Origin of the sequence: Clostridium oryzae, from assembly GCF_002029235.1 — a bacterium.
GTDB lineage: Bacteria > Bacillota > Clostridia > Clostridiales > Clostridiaceae > Clostridium_AE > Clostridium_AE oryzae.
Map to the genome: position 1 here is coordinate 17,255 of NZ_MZGV01000021.1, position 18,888 is coordinate 36,142.

The window sequence follows — 18,888 nt, forward strand, 5'->3', positions numbered from 1 at the left end:
TATCACCTCTTTTGAAAAAGTTATTCATGGATATAGGCAATTTTTACAAGTTCTTCTATAGTAGTTTCTCCCCGCTTTACAAGCTCACCACAAGATTGTCCAAGAGTTTTCATTCCATTCTTTATTGAAATATCCTTAAGAAGCTGACTGTCATTAAAATTTATCATAGCATTCCTATGCTCCCTCGTAACTTCCATAATTTCATACACGCCTCTTCTTCCCGAATAACCTGTGTTATTGCAGTGTACACATCCCCTTCCGTTGTATATCACCTGTTGTTGATCTTTAGGAACCCCTAAAAGTCTCTTCTCGTAATCAGTAGCCATATGAGCCTCTTTGCATTTAGGACATATTTTTCTTACCAGCCTTTGAGCTATAACACCACTTAATGAAGTAGCTACCAAATATGATTGAATTCCCATATCCACAAGTCTCATTATCGTAGAAGGTGCATCGTTAGTGTGTAATGTACTTAGTACAAGATGCCCTGTTATAGCTGCCCTTATAGCTATCTCAGCGGTCTCTACATCCCTTATTTCACCTATCATAACTATATCAGGATCTTGTCTTAATATAGACCTAAGTCCGCTGGCAAACGTTAACCCAGCTTTAGCATTTACGTTTACCTGATTAATACCTTTCAGTGTATATTCCACAGGATCTTCCACAGTAACAATATTTTTGTCCACAGTATTAAGCTCATTAAGCACACTATAAAGAGTTGTTGATTTTCCGCTTCCTGTGGGGCCCGTAACTAATATTATTCCATGAGGACTCTTAATTATGTTATTGAACTGATTCCGTTCATATTCATTCATACCTAGCATATCCATGCCTATACTATAGTTATCTCTACTTAGAATTCTTATTACTACTTTTTCTCCAAATACAGTAGGTAATATGGATACTCTTAAGTCCACATCACCTTTTTCCTGCTTTATAAGTATTCTTCCGTCCTGCGGCAGTCTTTTTTCAGCTATATTTAGATTGGCAAGAATTTTTATTCTAGTGACTAATGATGCAAGCGAATCAGATGACAGCTTAGAAACTTCCTGAAGCTCACCGTCAATTCTATATCTAATCCGTATAATTTTCTCAAATGGTTCGATATGAATATCACTAGCTCTAGCTTCGACAGCATTTTTTATAAGGTAATCCACCATTTTCACAACAGGAGCATTTCTTATATCATCAAAGTCTGCATCTCTTGATGATATACTTTCAGATATTTCTTCTTCTCTTTCTTTTGATAGTTCCTGTGCTGCTTTAAGTACCTGCTCATCGGAATAATACTTATATACTGCTTTTCTTATTTCATCTTTCACGGCAATGAACGTTTCAACCTCAAAACCAGTAGATATGGCTACATCATCTATGGCAAATATGTTTAATGGATCTGACATAACTATCTGAATTCTATTATCTTTAAAGCCTATAGGTATCAGATCATTTTTTAAGCATATACTTTGAGGCAGTGATTTAATTGCTGCTTTATCGATTACTATAGAATCTAATTCGATGCGCTTTATCCCTGTTTGAGTCTCTATCGTATTGATAATATCCTCTTCAGTTACAAGATTCTCATCTATAAGCAGTTCACCTAGCTTTTTACCTAAAGTTCTTTGTCTAACTAGAGCATCCTGCAGTTGTCTAATTGTTATTTTGCCGGATTGTACAAGTAGATCTCCTAATCTTTTTTTATTATTTTTTATCATATGATCACCTTTATCACTTTTATGGATATATATTAATTTTTTACCAATTTATAACTTTTTTATACTTTTATTATAAGAGCTTAGGTTTAAAAATGCAATAATATGTTTAAAATATTTACATATTATTACTTTTATACTTTTTTATGTTTTCTTTATATAAATATTTTTAACAATTAATTAAAGTAACGTTTTCAAAAGGAAATTACTAATTTTAGGGATATATTTACAGTTTCAAAAAAGACATCCAGTTGAACATTACATTCAACTGGATGTCTTACCGTACTTATATATAATTTTCTTTGTTATATTTTAGTACATTCCGTCCATTCCCATTCCACCTGGTGCTCCTGGCATTGGTGCTGGGTTCTTTTCCGGAATATCAGCAACTACTGCTTCAGTAGTTAAGAATGTTGATGCTACGGAAGCTGCATTCTGAAGTGCGCTTCTTGTAACCTTAGTTGGATCAACTATTCCTGCTTTAATCATGTTTACATACTCTTCGTGTAAAGCATCGAAGCCCATTCCTACTTCACTGTTTTTAACTTTCTCAATTACAACTGAACCTTCAAGTCCTGCATTATCGACAATCTGTCTTAATGGCTCTTCTAAGGATCTTACGATTATATTGATACCTACCTGAGTATCTGCATCCTCTGCTTTTAATGCCTTAACAGTGTTAATTACATTAACATAAGCAGTTCCACCACCAGGTACTATTCCTTCTTCAACAGCTGCTTTTGTAGCTGCTAAAGCATCTTCTATTCTAAGTTTTCTTTCTTTAAGCTCAGTCTCAGTTGCAGCACCAACTTTGACTACAGCAACTCCGCCTGCTAGTTTAGCAAGTCTTTCCTGAAGCTTTTCTCTATCAAAATCTGAAGTAGTCTCTTCGATTTGTTTTCTTATCTGTGATACTCTGTCTTTTATTGCAGATGCATCACCTTTACCATTTACTATTGTAGTGTTTTCCTTTGAAACCTTAACGCTTTCAGCTCTTCCTAACATTTCCATTGTAGTTTCTTTAAGATCTCTTCCAAGTTCTTCTGAAATTACTTCTCCACCTGTTAGTATAGCTATATCTTGAAGCATTTCTTTTCTTCTGTCGCCAAATCCTGGTGCTTTAACAGCTACGCATGTAAATGTTCCTCTTAATTTGTTAACTACTAATGTAGCCATTGCTTCGCCTTCGATGTCCTCGGCGATTATAAGTAACTTTTTACCCTGCTGAACTACCTGCTCAAGTAGAGGAAGTATATCTTGAATATTTGATATCTTCTTATCTGTAATAAGTATATATGGATTATCTAAAGAAGCTTCCATCTTTTCTGTATCAGTTACCATGTATGGACTTACATATCCTCTGTCAAACTGCATTCCTTCAACTATATCAAGCTCAGTTCCCATGGATTTGGATTCTTCAACAGTGATAACTCCTTCGTTTCCAACTTTCTCCATAGCGTCAGCGATAAGTTTTCCGATTTCCTCATCAGCAGCTGATATTGCAGCAACTCTTGCTATGTCTTCTTTTCCATCAACTTGCTTTGATATTTTCTTTAATTCTTCAACTGTCTTATTTACAGCAAGCTTTATACCATTTCTTATAAGCATTGGATTTGCACCAGCTGTAACGTTTCTTAATCCTTCTCTTATTATAGCCTGTGCAAGTAATGTAGCAGTTGTAGTTCCATCTCCTGCAACATCATTAGTCTTTGTAGCAACTTCTTTTACAAGCTGTGCTCCCATATTTTCATATGGATCTTCCAGTTCTATTTCTCTAGCAATTGAAACACCATCATTAGTTATTAGTGGTGAACCAAATTTTTTATCAAGTACAACATTTCTTCCCTTAGGTCCTAATGTTACTTTTACTGTATTAGCAAGTAAATCAACACCATTTTGCATCTTTCTTCTTGCTTCTTCGCCTAATAATATACTTTTAGCCATCTATAATCCCTCCTGTTAATATTATAATATTACTCAACAATTGCAAGTATATCTTCTTGCTTTACTATAGTGTATTCTTCACCATTGTATTTAACTTCAGTTCCAGAGTATTTTGAAATTATAACCTTGTCTCCAACTTTAACTTCCATTTTTATTTCTTTACCGTCGATTACTCCTCCTGGTCCAACTGCAACTATCTCAGCTTCCTGAGGTTTTTCCTTAGCAGCTCCTGGAAGAACTATTCCGCTTTTTGTAGTTTCTTCAGCTTCCAATTTTTTTAATACTACTCTGTCACCAAGTGGTCTAATATTCATTTAAACCCCTCCTTATATGTTTATATTATTAATTTTATATCATCTCTTTGTTAGCACTCATTAACATTGAGTGCTAATACAATTATTATAATAAATAAACCAATGCATATTATCAAATCCAATTATGATAATTCTTTCAAGAATATTGATTGATTTCTCTAATTATCAGTAATAATCTTCTATTTATACACTATTTCAATTAATATCTCAATAATACTATATTGTACAAATCTTATATACCACTTGTTTTATGTTATTAGTTCAGCTAATATATAAGATGTGATCTAAATTCTGAATAGCAGATTTTCTTGCTTCACTTTTCTCTTTACACTTTTCTCTTACCATGGTTCGTAAAATATTTAAACGTTTGGAGATGACACTATGTACGCAATGACATACAGCAGCAAAAAGAAGTCTAAATTAATCCCAGCCATAAAAATTGCAACAGCATTATCTATTTCTATTTTTTTCATTATAGCTTCAATCAAAATAGGTTTAAATGCAAAACCTTTATACTCTTTTGATGTAAATAAGTTAAATATAACTCAAAGTGTAAATATGAACAAAGCAACTCTTATGAAAAATTACGATTTACTCTTGTCATATATTAACAATAGAAACATATCCGTCCTAGCACTGCCTGATTTTCCTTTTTCTAAAGACGGCCTTATTCACTTTAAAGAAGTAAAAAATATCTTTATGAACCTGGATATAGTATTCTATGTGACACTTATACTTGGAATACTAGGCAGCATCTATTGCGTAAAAAAAGCGGCCTTAAGCTATATTAAATGGAGTTCCATACTTCTTATAGTTATACCAATTATATTATCTATTCCCTTTATAATTAATTTTAATGCTTCATTTATAATATTTCATAAACTAGCTTTTAGTAATAACTATTGGCTTTTAGATCCTAGCACAGATCCAATAATAAATGCATTGCCAGAAGCATTTTTTATGCATACTGCTTTTCTAATATTGCTATGTATCGTTATATTCAGTGTTTTACTATTTACCATTTATAGAATATTAAAAAAGGTAATGGCTGATGATTAAATCATCAGCCATTACCTTTCCATGTTACATATATATTTTTAGAACGTAACCGTAACAAAACGGGCTTGTTTTTTATATTTATATATTACGGTTATCAGTACAGAACTAAATATTGCAGTTTTTACTGCTCTTATTCATTATAACAGATATAAATAAAAAATGAAACAGTTAATTATATTTTTATATTATTTTCTCTTGCATAGTAAAATAAATACTGCTGTGCAAAGCCTGAAAGCTTTCCAAACTTCTCCCTTCCAAAATTTCTTATCTTTATTAATGAAACATCTGGAGCTACATAAAAGTGCATCATAGCTCTTTTAACCCATACATCTACTGGAAAAGCAGAGTATTTTCCCATCGAAAAAAGCATTATGCAATCAGCTACTTTCGGACCAATACCGTTAAATTTCTGAAGTGCATCGTGACAGCCATCGTCATTAAGCTGTACTATACTATCTATCTTATAACTTTGGAAGTCATCTTCACCTGATTGGGCTTTAAATATTTTATCTACAGTATCCTTAACATATTTAGCTCGAAACCCCATGCCGCAGCTCTCTAGTTCCTCCTCAGTAACTTTTGACAGTACTTCAAGTTTAGGAAACGTATGATATACTTTGCCATTATACTCTATCGGATTTCCCCAATTATCACAAATTTTTTCGATAGTCCTTTTAATCATAGGAATTCTATTATTAGCTGATATGATAAATGATAGAATTATCTCAAAAGGCTGCTGCTGTAAAAGCCTTATCCCGTACCCAAAATCCACAGATTTTTTAAGCAAAGGATCTTTACTAAGCTCTTCTTTAATGTTTCCATACTCCCTCTTAAGATCAAAATATTTTTCCCAAATAGAGTAAAAATCCTGTTCGGTACAATTATGAAGTATCACATCCTCATCATTTTTTTCAACTTCGAGCACCTTTTCGCAGGCAACACCAATAAATTTATTTTCTGAAATCTTATTCCACCTAAAACATTGACCACATTCAAAAATATGAGCTAATTCAAAGTTTCTTATTGATTTTATAATTACAGATCCATCTGCCACTTCAATTCTATCGTAATCCAATATAATCCTCCTTCATAAATAAGTAATTATTAATTCATAATTTTTATCTATTACGTATAAATCCATTTTAAAAAAATTTTATCTAAAATGTAAAGGGAATTCAGCATAAGCCAAATTCCCCCATAATTTTCCTCTTTGTTCTCTACTCTCTTATCTTTTCTCTTTTCTCTTTACTCTATTCTCTTTTTTATGCTATTTAGACAAAAACTCATGTATTGCCTTTGCAGCTTTCTTTCCTGCCCCCATAGCAAGTATAACTGTAGCCGCACCTGTTACCGTATCTCCGCCTGCATATACCTTTTCTTTAGATGTAAGACCTGTTTCCTCATCTGCAACTATACATTTTCTCTTATTGATTTCAAGACCTTTTGTGGTAGATGATATTAGTGGGTTTGGAGAAGTACCAAGAGACATGATAACTGTATCAACATCCATAATAAACTCAGAACCAGGAACTTCAACCGGCTTTCTTCTTCCAGAAGCATCAGGCTCTCCAAGCTCCATTTTGATACATTTCATTCCTTTTACCCAACCCTTTTCATCTTGAATAATCTCAGTCGGATTCGTTAATAGATCAAACTGAACTCCTTCCTCCCTTGCATGATGAACTTCTTCTGCTCTTGCTGGAAGTTCCTCAGCTGATCTTCTATAAACTATATGGACTTCTGCTCCAAGTCTTAATGCAGTTCTTGCTGCATCCATAGCAACATTTCCACCACCAACTACAGCAACTTTATCACCTAGTTTTACAGGAGTAGCATATCCTTCTTTGAAAGCTTTCATAAGATTGTTTCTAGTAAGGAACTCATTTGCTGAAAATACTCCATTTGCATTTTCACCAGGTATCCCCATAAATCTTGGAAGTCCAGCTCCTGATCCTATGAAAACTGCATCAAAACCTTCTTCGTCCAAAATCTGATCTATAGTTAATGTTCTTCCAATAATAACATTAGTCTCTATCTTAACTCCTAATTTCTTTACATTTTCTATTTCGTGCTTAACTACAGTATCCTTTGGCAATCTAAACTCAGGAATACCATAAACTAAAACTCCTCCTGCTTCATGTAGTGCCTCAAATATTGTTACGTCATATCCAAGTTTAGCTAAATCACCTGCACAAGTAAGCCCTGATGGACCACTTCCTATGACAGCAACCTTTTTTCCGTTGCTTGGTAAAGTTTCATTTATATCAACATTATGTTCTCTAGTCCAATCCGCAATAAATCTTTCAAGCTTTCCAATAGCTACAGCTTCACCTTTTATTCCAAGCACACACTTTCCTTCACACTGGCTCTCTTGTGGACAAACTCTTCCACAAACAGCTGGAAGGGCAGAAGATTTTGCTATAACCTTTGCGGCTTCTTCAAACTCACCATTTTTAACATGAGCGATAAATGCAGGAATACTTATCGTTACTGGGCACTTTGTAACACACATAGGTTTCTTACAATTTAAACATCTAGAGGCCTCTTGTATAGCCTCTTCCTCTGTGTATCCAAGGCATACTTCGCCAAAATTAGTAGCTCTTACCTTTGGATCTTGTTCTCTAATTGGTGTTCTTTTCATTCTATCCATTAATAATTTCCTCCCCAAACTATACTAAATAGCTCACTATTGTTACTTCTAGTGACACATTCCGCATCCGCCGTGATGAGTATCACCTTCAACCTTCTCGAGAACTTTTTTACCTTCTTCAGTTTTATACATTGCCTGCCTTCTCATAGCCTCATCAAAGTTTACCAAATGACCGTCAAATTCAGGTCCGTCAACACATGCAAATTTAACTTGTCCACCGACTGTAACTCTACAAGCTCCGCACATTCCAGTTCCATCTACCATTATAGGATTCAAGCTAACAACTGTCTTTATTTCAAGTTCCTTTGTTAATAAGGCAACAAATTTCATCATAATCATTGGTCCAATAGCTACAACTAAATCATATTTCTTTCCTTTATTTTCAACTAAGTCTTTAAGACAATTTGTAACCATTCCATTAAATCCATATGAACCATCATCAGTAGCTACATATACATTTCCTGCTACCTTTTTCATTTCATCCTCTAAAAGAAGAGTACTCTTTGTCTTAGTTCCTATAATAACATCAGCATTTACACCATGTTCATGCAGCCATTTTACCTGAGGATAAACTGGTGCAGTACCAACTCCTCCTGCAATAAACATAATATTCTTTTTCTTTAATTCTTCTATAGGTTCATGAACTAATTCAGATGGCTGTCCTAATGGTCCAACAAAGTCTAAGAAGGTATCATTGACTTCATATTCAGCCATTTTTTTGGTTGATTCTCCCAGCGTTTGAAATACTATTGTAACAGTTCCTTCTTCTGCATTGTAATCACAGATTGTTAGTGGTATTCTTTCACCCTTTTTATCCATTTTTACAATAATAAATTGTCCAGGCAAAGCTGATTTTGCTACTCTTGGAGCTTCTATATCCATAAGATAGATATTAGAAGCAAGAAGCTTTTTATTAACAATTTTATACATAATGTTACCTCCGAAGTATTTTATTACTAGATAACCAATATGACTGATTAACTCTCTATATAAGCCACAAAATATTATCATAAACACATTTTCATCATAGAAAGTTAATAGTTTAAGTTGTTTATCTATAAAGAAATTCATTAAATTCTTTCTATTATAATATAATTTTCTGCATATTGTACAACGTAATTCCTTTATACTCTAATTTATCAAACTTTAATAGTAATGTAAAGACATACACTATTTAATTGTATAAATAGAACATAATATTTATGACGCAGCTGCTACAAATCAATAGATAAAAGGAGCTTCACACAGCGACGTATAGCCAACTGTGGTAAGCTCCTTTTGTATATACTGCATAACTATGCAATATATTCCCAAGTAATATTATTTACTGTAATCAAAGAATCCTTTTCCGCTCTTTCTTCCAAGGTATCCTGCTCTTACATATTTCTTAAGTAATGGACAAGGTCTGTATTTTGGATCTCCTGTTTCCTTGTACAAAACTTCCATGATTGCAAGAACTATATCATTACCTATGAAATCTGAAAGTGTAAGAGGTCCCATTGGATGGTTAGCACCAAGCATCATAGCCTTATCAATATCAGCTGCTGAAGCTGTACCTTCTGCAAGTACTGTTATACCTTCGTTTATCATTGGGATAAGTATTCTGTTAACTACGAATCCTGGAGCTTCTGCAACTTCTACTGGCTCTTTTCCAATCTCTTGTGATATTGCTTTTACTTTATCAAAAGTTTCTTGGGAAGTAGCTATTCCTCTTATTATCTCAACAAGCTTCATAACAGGTGCTGGGTTAAAGAAATGCATTCCTATAACCTTATCAGGTCTGTTAGTTGCTGATGCAACTTCTGTTATTGAAAGTGAGGAAGTGTTTGATGATAAAATTGCTTCTGGTTTACATATCTTATCAAGTTCAGCAAATATGCTCTTTTTAATATCCATTCTTTCAACAGCTGCTTCAACAACTAAATCGCAGTCTGCTGCTAAATTCATATCAACTGTACCAGTTATTCTTGAAAGTATTTCTTCTTTAACTTCTTCTGTAATTTTACCCTTTGAAGCAAGCTTAGTAAGACTCTTGTTTATATTTCCAAGTCCTCTTTCTACAAATTCATCTTTTATATCTCTTAATACAACTTCACAACCCTTTGCTGCAAATGCCTGAGCTATTCCTGAGCCCATTGTACCTGCACCAAGAACAAATACCTTTGCCATATTATTTACCTCCCTTTAATTGTGCTATCATTTCAGGAACTACCTTATTCAAATCACCAACTATAGCATAGTCAGCTATTTTCATTATAGGTGCCTCTGCATCTTTATTGATAGCAATTATAAAGTCTGAATCCTGCATACCTGCAAGATGCTGTATAGCCCCTGAAATTCCACAAGCTATATATACCTTTGGTTTAACAGTCTTTCCTGTTTGACCAACTTGAAGATGCTTTTCAATCCATTCCTTATCAACAGCAGCTCTTGAACCAGCAACAGTTCCACCAAGAACATCAGCAAGTTCATGAAGAAGCTTAAAGCCTTCAGCACTTCCTACTCCTCTACCACCGGATACTATGAATTCAGCCTCTCCGATATCTACAAGATCCTTAGCTGTATTTACTACTTTAACAACCTTTGTTCTTATATCTGAATCCTTAAGATCAAGTTTAACATTTACGATTTCACCAGGTCTATTATCATCTTTCTCAAGCTTTCCAAAAACTCCTGGTCTAACTGTAGCCATCTGAGGTCTGTGTTCAGCACAAGCTATAGTTGCCATAAGGTTTCCGCCGAAAGCTGGTCTTGTAGCAAGAAGGAATTTTCCCTCTGCATCTATATCAAGTGAAGTACAGTCAGCAGTAAGTCCAGTGCTAAGTCTAGCTGCTATTCTAGGTCCAAGATCTCTTCCTATGAAAGTTGCACCTATGAAAAGTATTTCTGGTTTTTTCTCATTAACTAAATCACATATAACTTTTGTATAACCATCTGTTGTGTAATGCTTAAGAAGTGGACTGTCAGCAACAAGAACTTCATCTGCTCCAAAAGCAACTAATTCTTTTGCTATCTCTCCAACATTTTCACCAAGAAGTAATGCTGTAAGTTTTACCCCTAATTTATCTGCTATCTTTTTTCCTTCACCTAAAAGCTCAAGGGATACCTTCTGCAAAACACCATTTTTCTGTTCTGCAAATACCCATACGCCTTTGTAATCTGCTATATTCATTTCAAAACCTCCTCGTATTTCTATCCGTACAATTATCTAATTTTTATTTTCAAATACTAGATAAGTTGTGAAAGTTCTAATACATTCTGACTTCTAAAAAATCCTAGGGTCGAACCGATTCAGCAGTGATATTTTAGAAGCCATAATATAAGAACTTTATTACAACTTATATAGATAAACAACTTCAACTATTAACCTACACACCCCGAAAGATCATTGAACCGTTCGATATTTCGCTATGTATAGGTTAAGTTTCCGTAATGTTTCTCTTTAGATGTAGTGTTTCTCCTTAAGCTTACCAATTACATATGATACCGCTTCATCTGCAGGCTTATTAACAATTTCACCGGCACCCTTAAGTTCTTTAGTCATTGACTTCTTAACCTTTGTAGGTGAGCCTTTTAATCCAAGCTTTGCTGGATCAACATCTATATCAGCAGCAGTCCACATCTTTATTTCCTTATTTGCAGATGCAAATATATCTTTTGCATTCATATATCTTGGAGTGTTAAGTTCTTTTATAGCTGTAAGAAGTACTGGAGTATTAACTTCAACTATTTCATAACCATCCTCTAAAGCTTTATTTATTATAAGCTTATTTCCTTCAACTTTAACTTCTTGAACATAAGTTACCTGTGGTATTCCAAGATGCTCAGCGATTTCTGGTCCAACCTGTGCTGTATCTCCATCTATTGCCTGTCTTCCAGCAAATATTATATCATAGTCAAGTTTTTTCAAAGCTCCTGCTATTGTATTTGAAGTAGCTAGTGTATCAGCTCCACCAAATGCTCTATCTGTTATAAGTATAGCTTCATCTGCTCCCATTGAAAGAGCTTCTCTAAGTGCATTCTTAGCCTGAGGAGGTCCCATGCTTATAACTGTAACAGTTGCTCCATTATTATCTTTTATTTTTAATGCTTCCTCTAAAGCATTCTTATCTTCAGGATTGATTATCGAAGGTACTCCTTCTCTTATCAAAGTTCCTGTCTTAGGATCTATCTTAACAGCTGTAGTGTCTGGTACTTGTTTTAAACATACTACTATATTCATTCTTATTCCTCCTGCATTAATTATTTCAATATATGACCGCCGATAACCATCTGCTGAACCTGTGAAGTTCCTTCGTAGATCTCTGTTATCTTAGCATCTCTCATCATTCTCTCAACTGGATATTCCTTAGTGTAACCATATCCACCAAATAACTGAACTGCTTTAGTTGTAACTTCCATAGCTACATTTGCTGCATGTAGTTTTGCTCTAGCCGCATCAACTGTATAAGGAAGTCCATTTTGTTTATTCCAAGCAGCTTTATATACTAAATATCTAGCAGATTCAATTGCAACTTCCATATCTGCTACCATCCATTGAAGTCCCTGGAATTTTGATAATGATCTGCCAAACTGCTTTCTTTCTTTTAAATAAGCAACTGCTTCGTTAAATGCTCCTTCTGCTATACCAAGAGCTTGAGCTGCTATACCAATTCTTCCTCCATCAAGAGTTTTCATTGCTATACCAAAGCCTTTGCCTTCTTGTCCAAGTAAGTTTTCTTTTGGAACTATGCAGTTTTCCATAACAAGCTCTGCAGTCGAAGATGCTCTAATACCCATCTTGTTTTCAATTTTACCAATGGAGAATCCTGGGAAGCTCTTCTCAACTATGAAACCTGATATTCCTTTTGTTCCTTTGCTTCTATCAGTCATTGCAAATATTATGAAAGTATCTGCTACTCCACCATTAGTGATGAATATTTTTGATCCGTTTAATACATAATGATCACCATCAAGAACTGCTACAGTCTGCTGTCCAGCTGCATCTGTTCCAGCACCAGGCTCTGTTAATCCAAAAGCACCTAACACTTCACCTTTTGCAAGTGGTGGCAAATATTTTTCTTTTTGTGCTGGTGTACCAAATTCATTTATTACTGATGCGCAAAGTGAAACATGAGCTGAAAGTATAACTCCAGTAGTTGCACATGCCTTTGAAAGCTCTTCTACTGCAAGGATGTATGATAGATAATCTCCATTTGCTCCACCAAATTCACTTTTGAAAGGAATACCGAAGAAACCGTATTTAGCCATTTTCTTTACGTTTTCCATAGGAAATTCTTCTGTCTCATCAATCTCAGCTGCTATAGGTTTAACTTCATTTTCTGCAAATTCTTTAACCATCTGTCTAACTAATTCTTGTTCTCTTGTTAATGCGAAATCCATTTATCCTTTACCTCCTCATATTCTAATAAATATGGACTTATATATAATTATTATTTATTTTTAAAGCTTTTATCCCTTTTTTCTACAAATGCAGTCATTCCTTCAGTCTGATCCTCAGTAGAGAAACATTCTCCGAAAGCTTCTGCTTCATACATAACTGCAGTATCAATATCACATTGAATTCCTCTGTTTATAGCTACCTTACTTAGTTTAACTGCTATAGGAGCATTTGCTGCTATAGCAGTTGCCATAGCTTTAGCTTCTTCCATCAATTTTTCAGGTTCTACCACTTTATTTACTAATCCTACCCTTAAAGCTTCATCAGCTTTTACGATTTTACATGTATATATTAATTCCTTTGCAACTCCAGTTCCAACAAGCCTTGCAAGTCTTTGAGTTCCACCAAAGCCAGGTGTAATTCCAAGTCCAGTTTCTGGCTGGCCAAACTTAGCCTTTTCAGATGCTATTCTTATATCACAGGATAGAGAAAGCTCACAGCCTCCCCCTAATGCAAAGCCGTTTACTGCTGCAATTACTGGCTTTTCTAGGTTCTCAAGTCTTCTAAAAACTTTATTACCAAGGGAAGAAAATTTTCTTGCTTCAATAGTACTTAAATCCTTCATTTCAGTTATATCAGCCCCGGCAACAAATGCTTTTTCGCCTGAACCAGTTACTATTACAGCATAGATGTCATCATCTTTCTCAAGTTCATCGATTACTACATCAAGATCCTTAAGTGTTGCTGAATTTAATGCATTTAAAGCTTTTGGTCTGTTAATTGTTACGATTGCTACTTTTCCCTCTTTTTCAAGGATAACATTGTTCAATTCCATTAAATGATCCTCCTTCGATCTATTTAAGCACTTGTTAATTATATAACAATCAAATTTAAAAATAATTGAAGCTAAAACGCTCCAATTACATTATATACATTTGGAATATGTATTTCAATATATACCAGTATTATATTTTATTTTATTTTTCACTTTTTTGCTGATCTTTTTCTTTTTCATTGATTAAATATGATAATGTCATTAAGCTTTCGCTCAAATGTACATTTTCTGTCACAACATCCTCTGGAACATTTAAATCAACTGGTGCAAAATTCCATATCCCTTTTATCCCATTATTGACTAATATATCACATACTTTTTGTGCATTTATCCTAGGTACACATATTATCCCAATATCTACATGATTAGTCTTTACGTAAGAAGACAGCTCATCGATGTCTCTTATTTCAACATCCCTTATCTTCATGCCAGTAAGTTTTGGGTTTATATCAAAAATGCCCTGAAGACTAAATCCTACCTTTTCAAATCTTGTATAATTTGCTATAGCCTGGCCGATATTACCCGCACCGACTATTATAGTTTTATACTCTCTAGTTAATCCTAAAATATTTCCTATAGCCGTATATAGATCACGTACATTATATCCATATCCTTGCTGTCCAAAATCTCCAAAGCAATTTAAATCCTGCCTTATCTGAGAAGCAGTAAAACCTATCTTTTCACTTAAATCTTTCGAAGATATCCTATCTATATCATTATTCAGCATCTCTTGTAAATACCTATGGTACTTTGGGAGTCTCTTTATAACTGCCATTGATATATTTTTCTTTTTATCCATGTTCCACCTCTTTATATTCCAATAAGTCATACAGATAAACAATATGTAATCCAGCTCTTATTATTAGCAATATGAATGCATCTTAATAAATGATATTAAACAATAACAATAATGTCAACTTATTTACAACGTATTTTAAATATATTACATAGTATTTGCCTGTAATACATTTAATATGTTACTATTTAATATATGCTATTAGATATATTATCAAAACGGAGGAATATAAATTGATAGTTTTAAGCTGTAAAAACATACAGAAAAGCTTTGGTATAGATGTAGTTTTAGAAGATGTTACGTTTAGTTTAAATGAAGGAGATAAAGTAGGGTTGATCGGTCCTAATGGAGCTGGTAAATCTACTCTCTTTAGGATTCTGACTGGAGAGACGTCTCAAGACAGCGGTGAAATATTTATTGATAAAGGTAAGACCATAGGCTATTTATCACAACACCTTTCTTTAGATAATGACAGTACAATTTATTCTGAACTTGAGAAAGTATTTAGTGATCTTCTTCGATTGGAAAACAAAATAAAGCTCCTCGAACAAAAAATGAATGAGCCTTACGATAGTACAAGGGAAGATCTTCATAACAAAGTTATAAGTGATTATACAACAGCCTGTGATCTTTTTGAGAGCAGAGGCGGATATACTTATAAAGCTGAGATTAGCAAGGTGTTGCTTGGATTAGGTTTTATTAATGAAGACTTTGATAAAAGCATAAATATCCTTAGTGGTGGACAAAAAACCAGAGTAGCACTCTGTAAATTGCTGCTTACTAAGCCCTCTGTTATACTTCTGGATGAACCTACTAACCATCTTGATCTCGATGCGATAGAGTGGCTTGAGGATTATTTAAAATCATATAAAGGAACTGTACTTGTAATATCACATGATAGATATTTTTTGGACTCTGTCACAAATTATACTTACGAAATGATTCAGGGAAAAATAAAAGGATATGCTGGAAATTACACCAAATTCATTGATCTTCGAAAAAAAGAGTATGAAGTTGAATTAAAAGCCTATAATCTTCAACAGGCTGAGATAAAGAGGCAGGAAAAGATTATAGAAAAGTATCGCTCTTTTAACCGTGAAAAAAGCATTAAAGCTGCTGAAAGCCGTGAAAAGGCATTAGAAAAGATTGAAAGACTGGAAGCTCCTGTTAAAGAAGGTCCTCCTACTAGAATAAGTTTTAAAAGTTCTATTCAAAGCGGTAATGATGTACTCCATATAGATAAGTTGTCAAAAGGCTTTGATGAAAGAGTCCTGTTTCATGATATATCTTTTGATTTAAAAAGGACGGATAAGGTTGCCTTGATAGGCCAAAATGGTATAGGAAAAACGACACTATTCAAAATTATCTTAGAAAAAATAAGACCTGATACGGGTGTAGTAAGTATAGGCCGAAATGTAAACATAGGATATTATGATCAGGAACAATCTGATTTGAATATGGATAAAACAGTAATTGATGAAGTATGGGATGACTTTCCTGAAATGACTACTACAGAGGTAAGAAATGCCTTAGCTGCTTTCTTATTTATTGGTGATGATGTATTTAAGCAGGTATCTAATCTAAGTGGTGGTGAAAGATGCAGAATAAATCTTTTAAAGCTGATGCTTTACAAGAATAATTTTCTTCTTCTAGATGAGCCTACAAATCACTTAGATATAGCTTCAAGAGAAGCTTTAGAGGATGCCATACTTGATTATGACGGCACTTTACTCGTAATATCCCATGACAGATATTTTCTAAACAAGATAGCTACTAAAATATTTGAACTAGAGCCTGCATGCATAAAAGAATATCTAGGCAATTACAGCTACTATATTGAAAAGAAGAAAAATCCCAACAGATTTGACATAATAGACTCCTCGGGGAATGGAGTCACTAAAACTAAGCAGCAGGAAGAAAAAAGGAAAAAACGTGAACAGGAAAAGAAACTCCGTGAAGAAAAAAAACGAGTTAAGGATATAGAAGAAGCCATAGCTAAAAACGAAGAGGAATTAAAAAAACTGAATGAAGCTCTTTGCCTTGAGGAAGTCTATTCTAACCCGGAAAAAAGTCAAGAAGTAAACAAACAAATTCAACAACTGCAAGAAGCAATTGATGGATTATATGAAGAATGGGAAGAACTAATGTAGTTCTTCCCATTCTTATGCTATTGATTTCTAATATATTGATTCACTATTTTGCAACAAGACCTAAAGTAAGGTTTAGTTTCTTACCATCTCTGCTTATCTCAATTGAAACTTTATCTCCTGCCTTATGCTTTGCTTTTAACTCATTGATTTCACTTACACTACTTACAGCCTTACCATCAAATTTAAGTATTATATCACCTGTTCTTAATCCTGCTTTTTCTGCCGGACTAAAGTCTTCTACTGTCTGAACATATACTCCTTTTGGATAATTATATTGAGCAAATTGTTGTTTATTGTAGTCGTATGCTGATATTCCCATAAGAAGTATAGGTTTTGAAAGATTTTTAATCTTACTCTTTACAGTATTTATTGGTATTGCAAATCCCATTCCTTCTACTGTAGTATCACTGCTTTGATTGTTTATCTTCGCAGTATTTATTCCAATTACCTGTCCTTTTGAATTTAATAATGGTCCGCCACTGTTTCCGCTGTTGATTGCTGTATCTGTCTGTATATATTTTAGCTTATTGCTGCTATCTATTGTTCTGTTAACTGCACTTACAATACCACTAGTGACTGTTCCAAGGAACTCTTTACCAAGCGGGTTTCCTATAGCTACTGTAGTTTCTCCTACCTGAAGTGAATCAGAATCACCAAGTTCCACTACACCAGGCATCTTTACATTATCTGTTATCTTTACAATAGCCACATCGTAAGCTTGATCCCAATTTACTACTTTAGCTGACACTTCTTTTCCAGTATATAGAATTACTTTTACAGATTGAGCATCTTTTACAACATGATAATTAGTTAACACATAACCTTGTTCATTTATTATCATTCCAGATCCTATACCATCAACTTCATTTTGCCCTCCCCAAAAGTCATCAGTGCTCGTTATACTCTTAGTTGATACACCTACTACTGCTGGTCCGACTTTCTTAGCTATCTGAGTTACTGAAAGTCCGCTGCTTTTGGTTTCAGTGGATGTGTTATCCACATTATAACTTGCTGCACTCTGAGAGTTACCGTTTTTGGAAGTATTGGTAGACGCTGCAACACTCTTATATAAAGGAGTATTTTTAAATGCTGATGAATTTGGCAATAAATACAGAGTTGAAGCTAAAACAGCACCCCCCCCTATAGTTGCAGAAAAAACACCAACTAGCACATAAGAAAGTACTCTGCTTAATCCCTTCCTTTTTCTCTTCTTTTGAGTATTAGTCATATCTTCATTGTCTCCGGAATATCTAGATATAATAGGCATAGTCCTCTCCTCCTTCGAATCATAATTTTGTGAATTAAATTCGTATGATGAATAGCTGTCTTTGTCATCTTGTACCGGAATTTCCTGTGTCGAATCATTGCTCTCTTTATCTTGGTACATATAAAAATTATCTCCTGCAGTTCCGTTGCTAGTATAATCATTTTCATTTTTATCATTATTTAAATCTCTATTTTCGAAATCACTCATATTAAGCTTACCTCCATGTAATTTTTTATTCCGTAATCACTCTATGGTTATATAATAAAGTTACTATGTGACAATTTGGTGTCATGTCTGTTACTAATTTTTAAAATGTTAACAATTAAATTTATTCTTTCGTTCCTCATTGTCTATTTCTAATTCTACTTGTCTATAAACCAAAAAGGAATTCAGCACAGCTGAATTCCTACCTTCACTTTTCTCTTTACTCTTTCCTATTAATTAATCTCTTCTCGAAGGCTTCTTGTTTCCAATCTTCTGCCTTCTTTTTTCAAGCTCTGCTTCTATATCTTCAAGTTTTATGCCTTTCTCCACCATAAGCACCATAATATGATATGCAAGGTCACATATCTCATAAACTGTTTCACTATTATCCGAATTTTTAGCTGCTATTATTACTTCTGTACTTTCCTCTCCAACCTTCTTTAAAATCTTGTCCAAGCCTTTTGTAAAAAGGTAGTTAGTATAAGAATCCTCTACAGGATTTTCCCTTCTATCTGCAATTACTTCATATAATTCCTCTAATAATTCGCTTTTCATTTTTTTCCTCCACAATATCTAT

The 18,888-nt window shown here is 34.0% G+C and carries 16 protein-coding genes; 2 read left to right on the plus strand and 14 right to left on the minus strand.

What is annotated here, in order from left to right:
* Window positions 1–20 precede the first annotated feature (20 nt).
* The 3 genes from CLORY_RS11025 to groES form a co-directional block, all read right to left on the minus strand.
* Entirely contained in the window at window positions 21–1,715 is a 1,695-nt protein-coding gene (locus tag CLORY_RS11025) for a GspE/PulE family protein (protein ID WP_079424277.1), read from the minus strand.
* Window positions 1,716–2,024: 309 nt separating this feature from the next.
* Window positions 2,025–3,656: a chaperonin GroEL gene (gene groL, locus CLORY_RS11030; protein WP_079424279.1), complete on the minus strand. Its 1,632-nt coding sequence runs from the start codon at window positions 3,654–3,656 to the stop codon at window positions 2,025–2,027.
* A 29-nt stretch (window positions 3,657–3,685) separates the two neighbouring features.
* The gene (groES, locus tag CLORY_RS11035; protein ID WP_079424281.1) at window positions 3,686–3,970 is read right to left on the minus strand and encodes a co-chaperone GroES; all 285 of its coding nucleotides are present in this window, start codon (window positions 3,968–3,970) and stop codon (window positions 3,686–3,688) included.
* A 381-nt stretch (window positions 3,971–4,351) separates the two neighbouring features.
* Here groES and CLORY_RS11040 point away from each other — a divergent pair, with 381 nt between their 5' ends.
* Window positions 4,352–5,029, plus strand: coding sequence for a TIGR01906 family membrane protein (locus CLORY_RS11040; protein WP_079424283.1), 678 nt, complete (start codon window positions 4,352–4,354; stop codon window positions 5,027–5,029).
* Between the two features lie 172 nt (window positions 5,030–5,201).
* Here the strand turns inward: CLORY_RS11040 and CLORY_RS11045 are convergent, their stop codons facing one another.
* The 9 genes from CLORY_RS11045 to CLORY_RS11085 all read right to left on the minus strand — a co-directional run bounded on the left by CLORY_RS11045 (window position 5,202) and on the right by CLORY_RS11085 (window position 14,693).
* Window positions 5,202–6,104: a DNA-3-methyladenine glycosylase family protein gene (locus CLORY_RS11045; protein ID WP_079424286.1), complete on the minus strand. Its 903-nt coding sequence runs from the start codon at window positions 6,102–6,104 to the stop codon at window positions 5,202–5,204.
* Between the two features lie 192 nt (window positions 6,105–6,296).
* Window positions 6,297–7,679 carry an NADPH-dependent glutamate synthase gene (gene gltA, locus CLORY_RS11050; RefSeq protein ID WP_079424289.1) on the minus strand — a complete coding sequence of 461 codons (1,383 nt, stop codon included), beginning with the start codon at window positions 7,677–7,679 and terminating at the stop codon, window positions 6,297–6,299.
* A 48-nt stretch (window positions 7,680–7,727) separates the two neighbouring features.
* Window positions 7,728–8,609, minus strand: a complete 882-nt coding sequence (locus CLORY_RS11055) for a sulfide/dihydroorotate dehydrogenase-like FAD/NAD-binding protein (RefSeq protein ID WP_079424292.1) — start codon at window positions 8,607–8,609, stop codon at window positions 7,728–7,730.
* Between the two features lie 390 nt (window positions 8,610–8,999).
* On the minus strand, window positions 9,000–9,848 hold the full coding sequence (locus CLORY_RS11060) for a 3-hydroxybutyryl-CoA dehydrogenase (protein WP_079424294.1): 849 nt from the start codon (window positions 9,846–9,848) through the stop codon (window positions 9,000–9,002).
* A 1-nt stretch (window position 9,849) separates the two neighbouring features.
* The gene (locus CLORY_RS11065; protein WP_079424296.1) at window positions 9,850–10,851 is read right to left on the minus strand and encodes an electron transfer flavoprotein subunit alpha/FixB family protein; all 1,002 of its coding nucleotides are present in this window, start codon (window positions 10,849–10,851) and stop codon (window positions 9,850–9,852) included.
* 270 nt (window positions 10,852–11,121) lie between these two features.
* A complete protein-coding gene (locus CLORY_RS11070) occupies window positions 11,122–11,901 on the minus strand; it encodes an electron transfer flavoprotein subunit beta/FixA family protein (RefSeq protein WP_079424298.1) in 780 nt (259 codons plus the stop codon).
* A 20-nt stretch (window positions 11,902–11,921) separates the two neighbouring features.
* Window positions 11,922–13,061: an acyl-CoA dehydrogenase gene (locus tag CLORY_RS11075; RefSeq protein ID WP_079424300.1), complete on the minus strand. Its 1,140-nt coding sequence runs from the start codon at window positions 13,059–13,061 to the stop codon at window positions 11,922–11,924.
* Between the two features lie 50 nt (window positions 13,062–13,111).
* On the minus strand, window positions 13,112–13,894 hold the full coding sequence (locus CLORY_RS11080) for a short-chain-enoyl-CoA hydratase (protein WP_079424302.1): 783 nt from the start codon (window positions 13,892–13,894) through the stop codon (window positions 13,112–13,114).
* 142 nt (window positions 13,895–14,036) lie between these two features.
* Entirely contained in the window at window positions 14,037–14,693 is a 657-nt protein-coding gene (locus tag CLORY_RS11085; RefSeq protein WP_079424304.1) for a redox-sensing transcriptional repressor Rex, read from the minus strand.
* A 230-nt stretch (window positions 14,694–14,923) separates the two neighbouring features.
* Here CLORY_RS11085 and CLORY_RS11090 point away from each other — a divergent pair, with 230 nt between their 5' ends.
* A complete protein-coding gene (locus CLORY_RS11090) occupies window positions 14,924–16,840 on the plus strand; it encodes an ABC-F family ATP-binding cassette domain-containing protein (protein WP_079424306.1) in 1,917 nt (638 codons plus the stop codon).
* Window positions 16,841–16,883: 43 nt separating this feature from the next.
* On the opposite strand, the gene CLORY_RS11095 is transcribed toward CLORY_RS11090, so the two are convergent.
* Together CLORY_RS11095 and hisE are read right to left on the minus strand one after the other, a co-directional pair.
* Window positions 16,884–18,314: a S1C family serine protease gene (locus CLORY_RS11095; protein ID WP_242954397.1), complete on the minus strand. Its 1,431-nt coding sequence runs from the start codon at window positions 18,312–18,314 to the stop codon at window positions 16,884–16,886.
* A gap of 234 nt (window positions 18,315–18,548) precedes the next feature.
* Window positions 18,549–18,866: a phosphoribosyl-ATP diphosphatase gene (gene hisE / locus CLORY_RS11100; protein WP_079424308.1), complete on the minus strand. Its 318-nt coding sequence runs from the start codon at window positions 18,864–18,866 to the stop codon at window positions 18,549–18,551.
* Window positions 18,867–18,888 lie beyond the last annotated feature (22 nt).

Excerpts from the sequence above, each read along its gene's own strand:
- CLORY_RS11025 (WP_079424277.1), bottom strand. The coding sequence starts at position 1,715 with ATGATAAAAAATAATAAAAAAAGATTAGGAGATCTACTTGTACAATCC.
- groL (WP_079424279.1), bottom strand. The coding sequence starts at position 3,656 with ATGGCTAAAAGTATATTATTAGGCGAAGAAGCAAGAAGAAAGATGCAA.
- groES (WP_079424281.1), bottom strand. The coding sequence starts at position 3,970 with ATGAATATTAGACCACTTGGTGACAGAGTAGTATTAAAAAAATTGGAA.
- CLORY_RS11040 (WP_079424283.1), top strand. The coding sequence starts at position 4,352 with ATGTACGCAATGACATACAGCAGCAAAAAGAAGTCTAAATTAATCCCA.
- gltA (WP_079424289.1), bottom strand. The coding sequence starts at position 7,679 with ATGGATAGAATGAAAAGAACACCAATTAGAGAACAAGATCCAAAGGTA.
- CLORY_RS11055 (WP_079424292.1), bottom strand. The coding sequence starts at position 8,609 with ATGTATAAAATTGTTAATAAAAAGCTTCTTGCTTCTAATATCTATCTT.
- CLORY_RS11060 (WP_079424294.1), bottom strand. The coding sequence starts at position 9,848 with ATGGCAAAGGTATTTGTTCTTGGTGCAGGTACAATGGGCTCAGGAATA.
- CLORY_RS11065 (WP_079424296.1), bottom strand. The coding sequence starts at position 10,851 with ATGAATATAGCAGATTACAAAGGCGTATGGGTATTTGCAGAACAGAAA.
- CLORY_RS11070 (WP_079424298.1), bottom strand. The coding sequence starts at position 11,901 with ATGAATATAGTAGTATGTTTAAAACAAGTACCAGACACTACAGCTGTT.
- CLORY_RS11075 (WP_079424300.1), bottom strand. The coding sequence starts at position 13,061 with ATGGATTTCGCATTAACAAGAGAACAAGAATTAGTTAGACAGATGGTT.
- CLORY_RS11080 (WP_079424302.1), bottom strand. The coding sequence starts at position 13,894 with ATGGAATTGAACAATGTTATCCTTGAAAAAGAGGGAAAAGTAGCAATC.
- CLORY_RS11085 (WP_079424304.1), bottom strand. The coding sequence starts at position 14,693 with ATGGATAAAAAGAAAAATATATCAATGGCAGTTATAAAGAGACTCCCA.
- CLORY_RS11095 (WP_242954397.1), bottom strand. The coding sequence starts at position 18,314 with ATGAGTGATTTCGAAAATAGAGATTTAAATAATGATAAAAATGAAAAT.
- hisE (WP_079424308.1), bottom strand. The coding sequence starts at position 18,866 with ATGAAAAGCGAATTATTAGAGGAATTATATGAAGTAATTGCAGATAGA.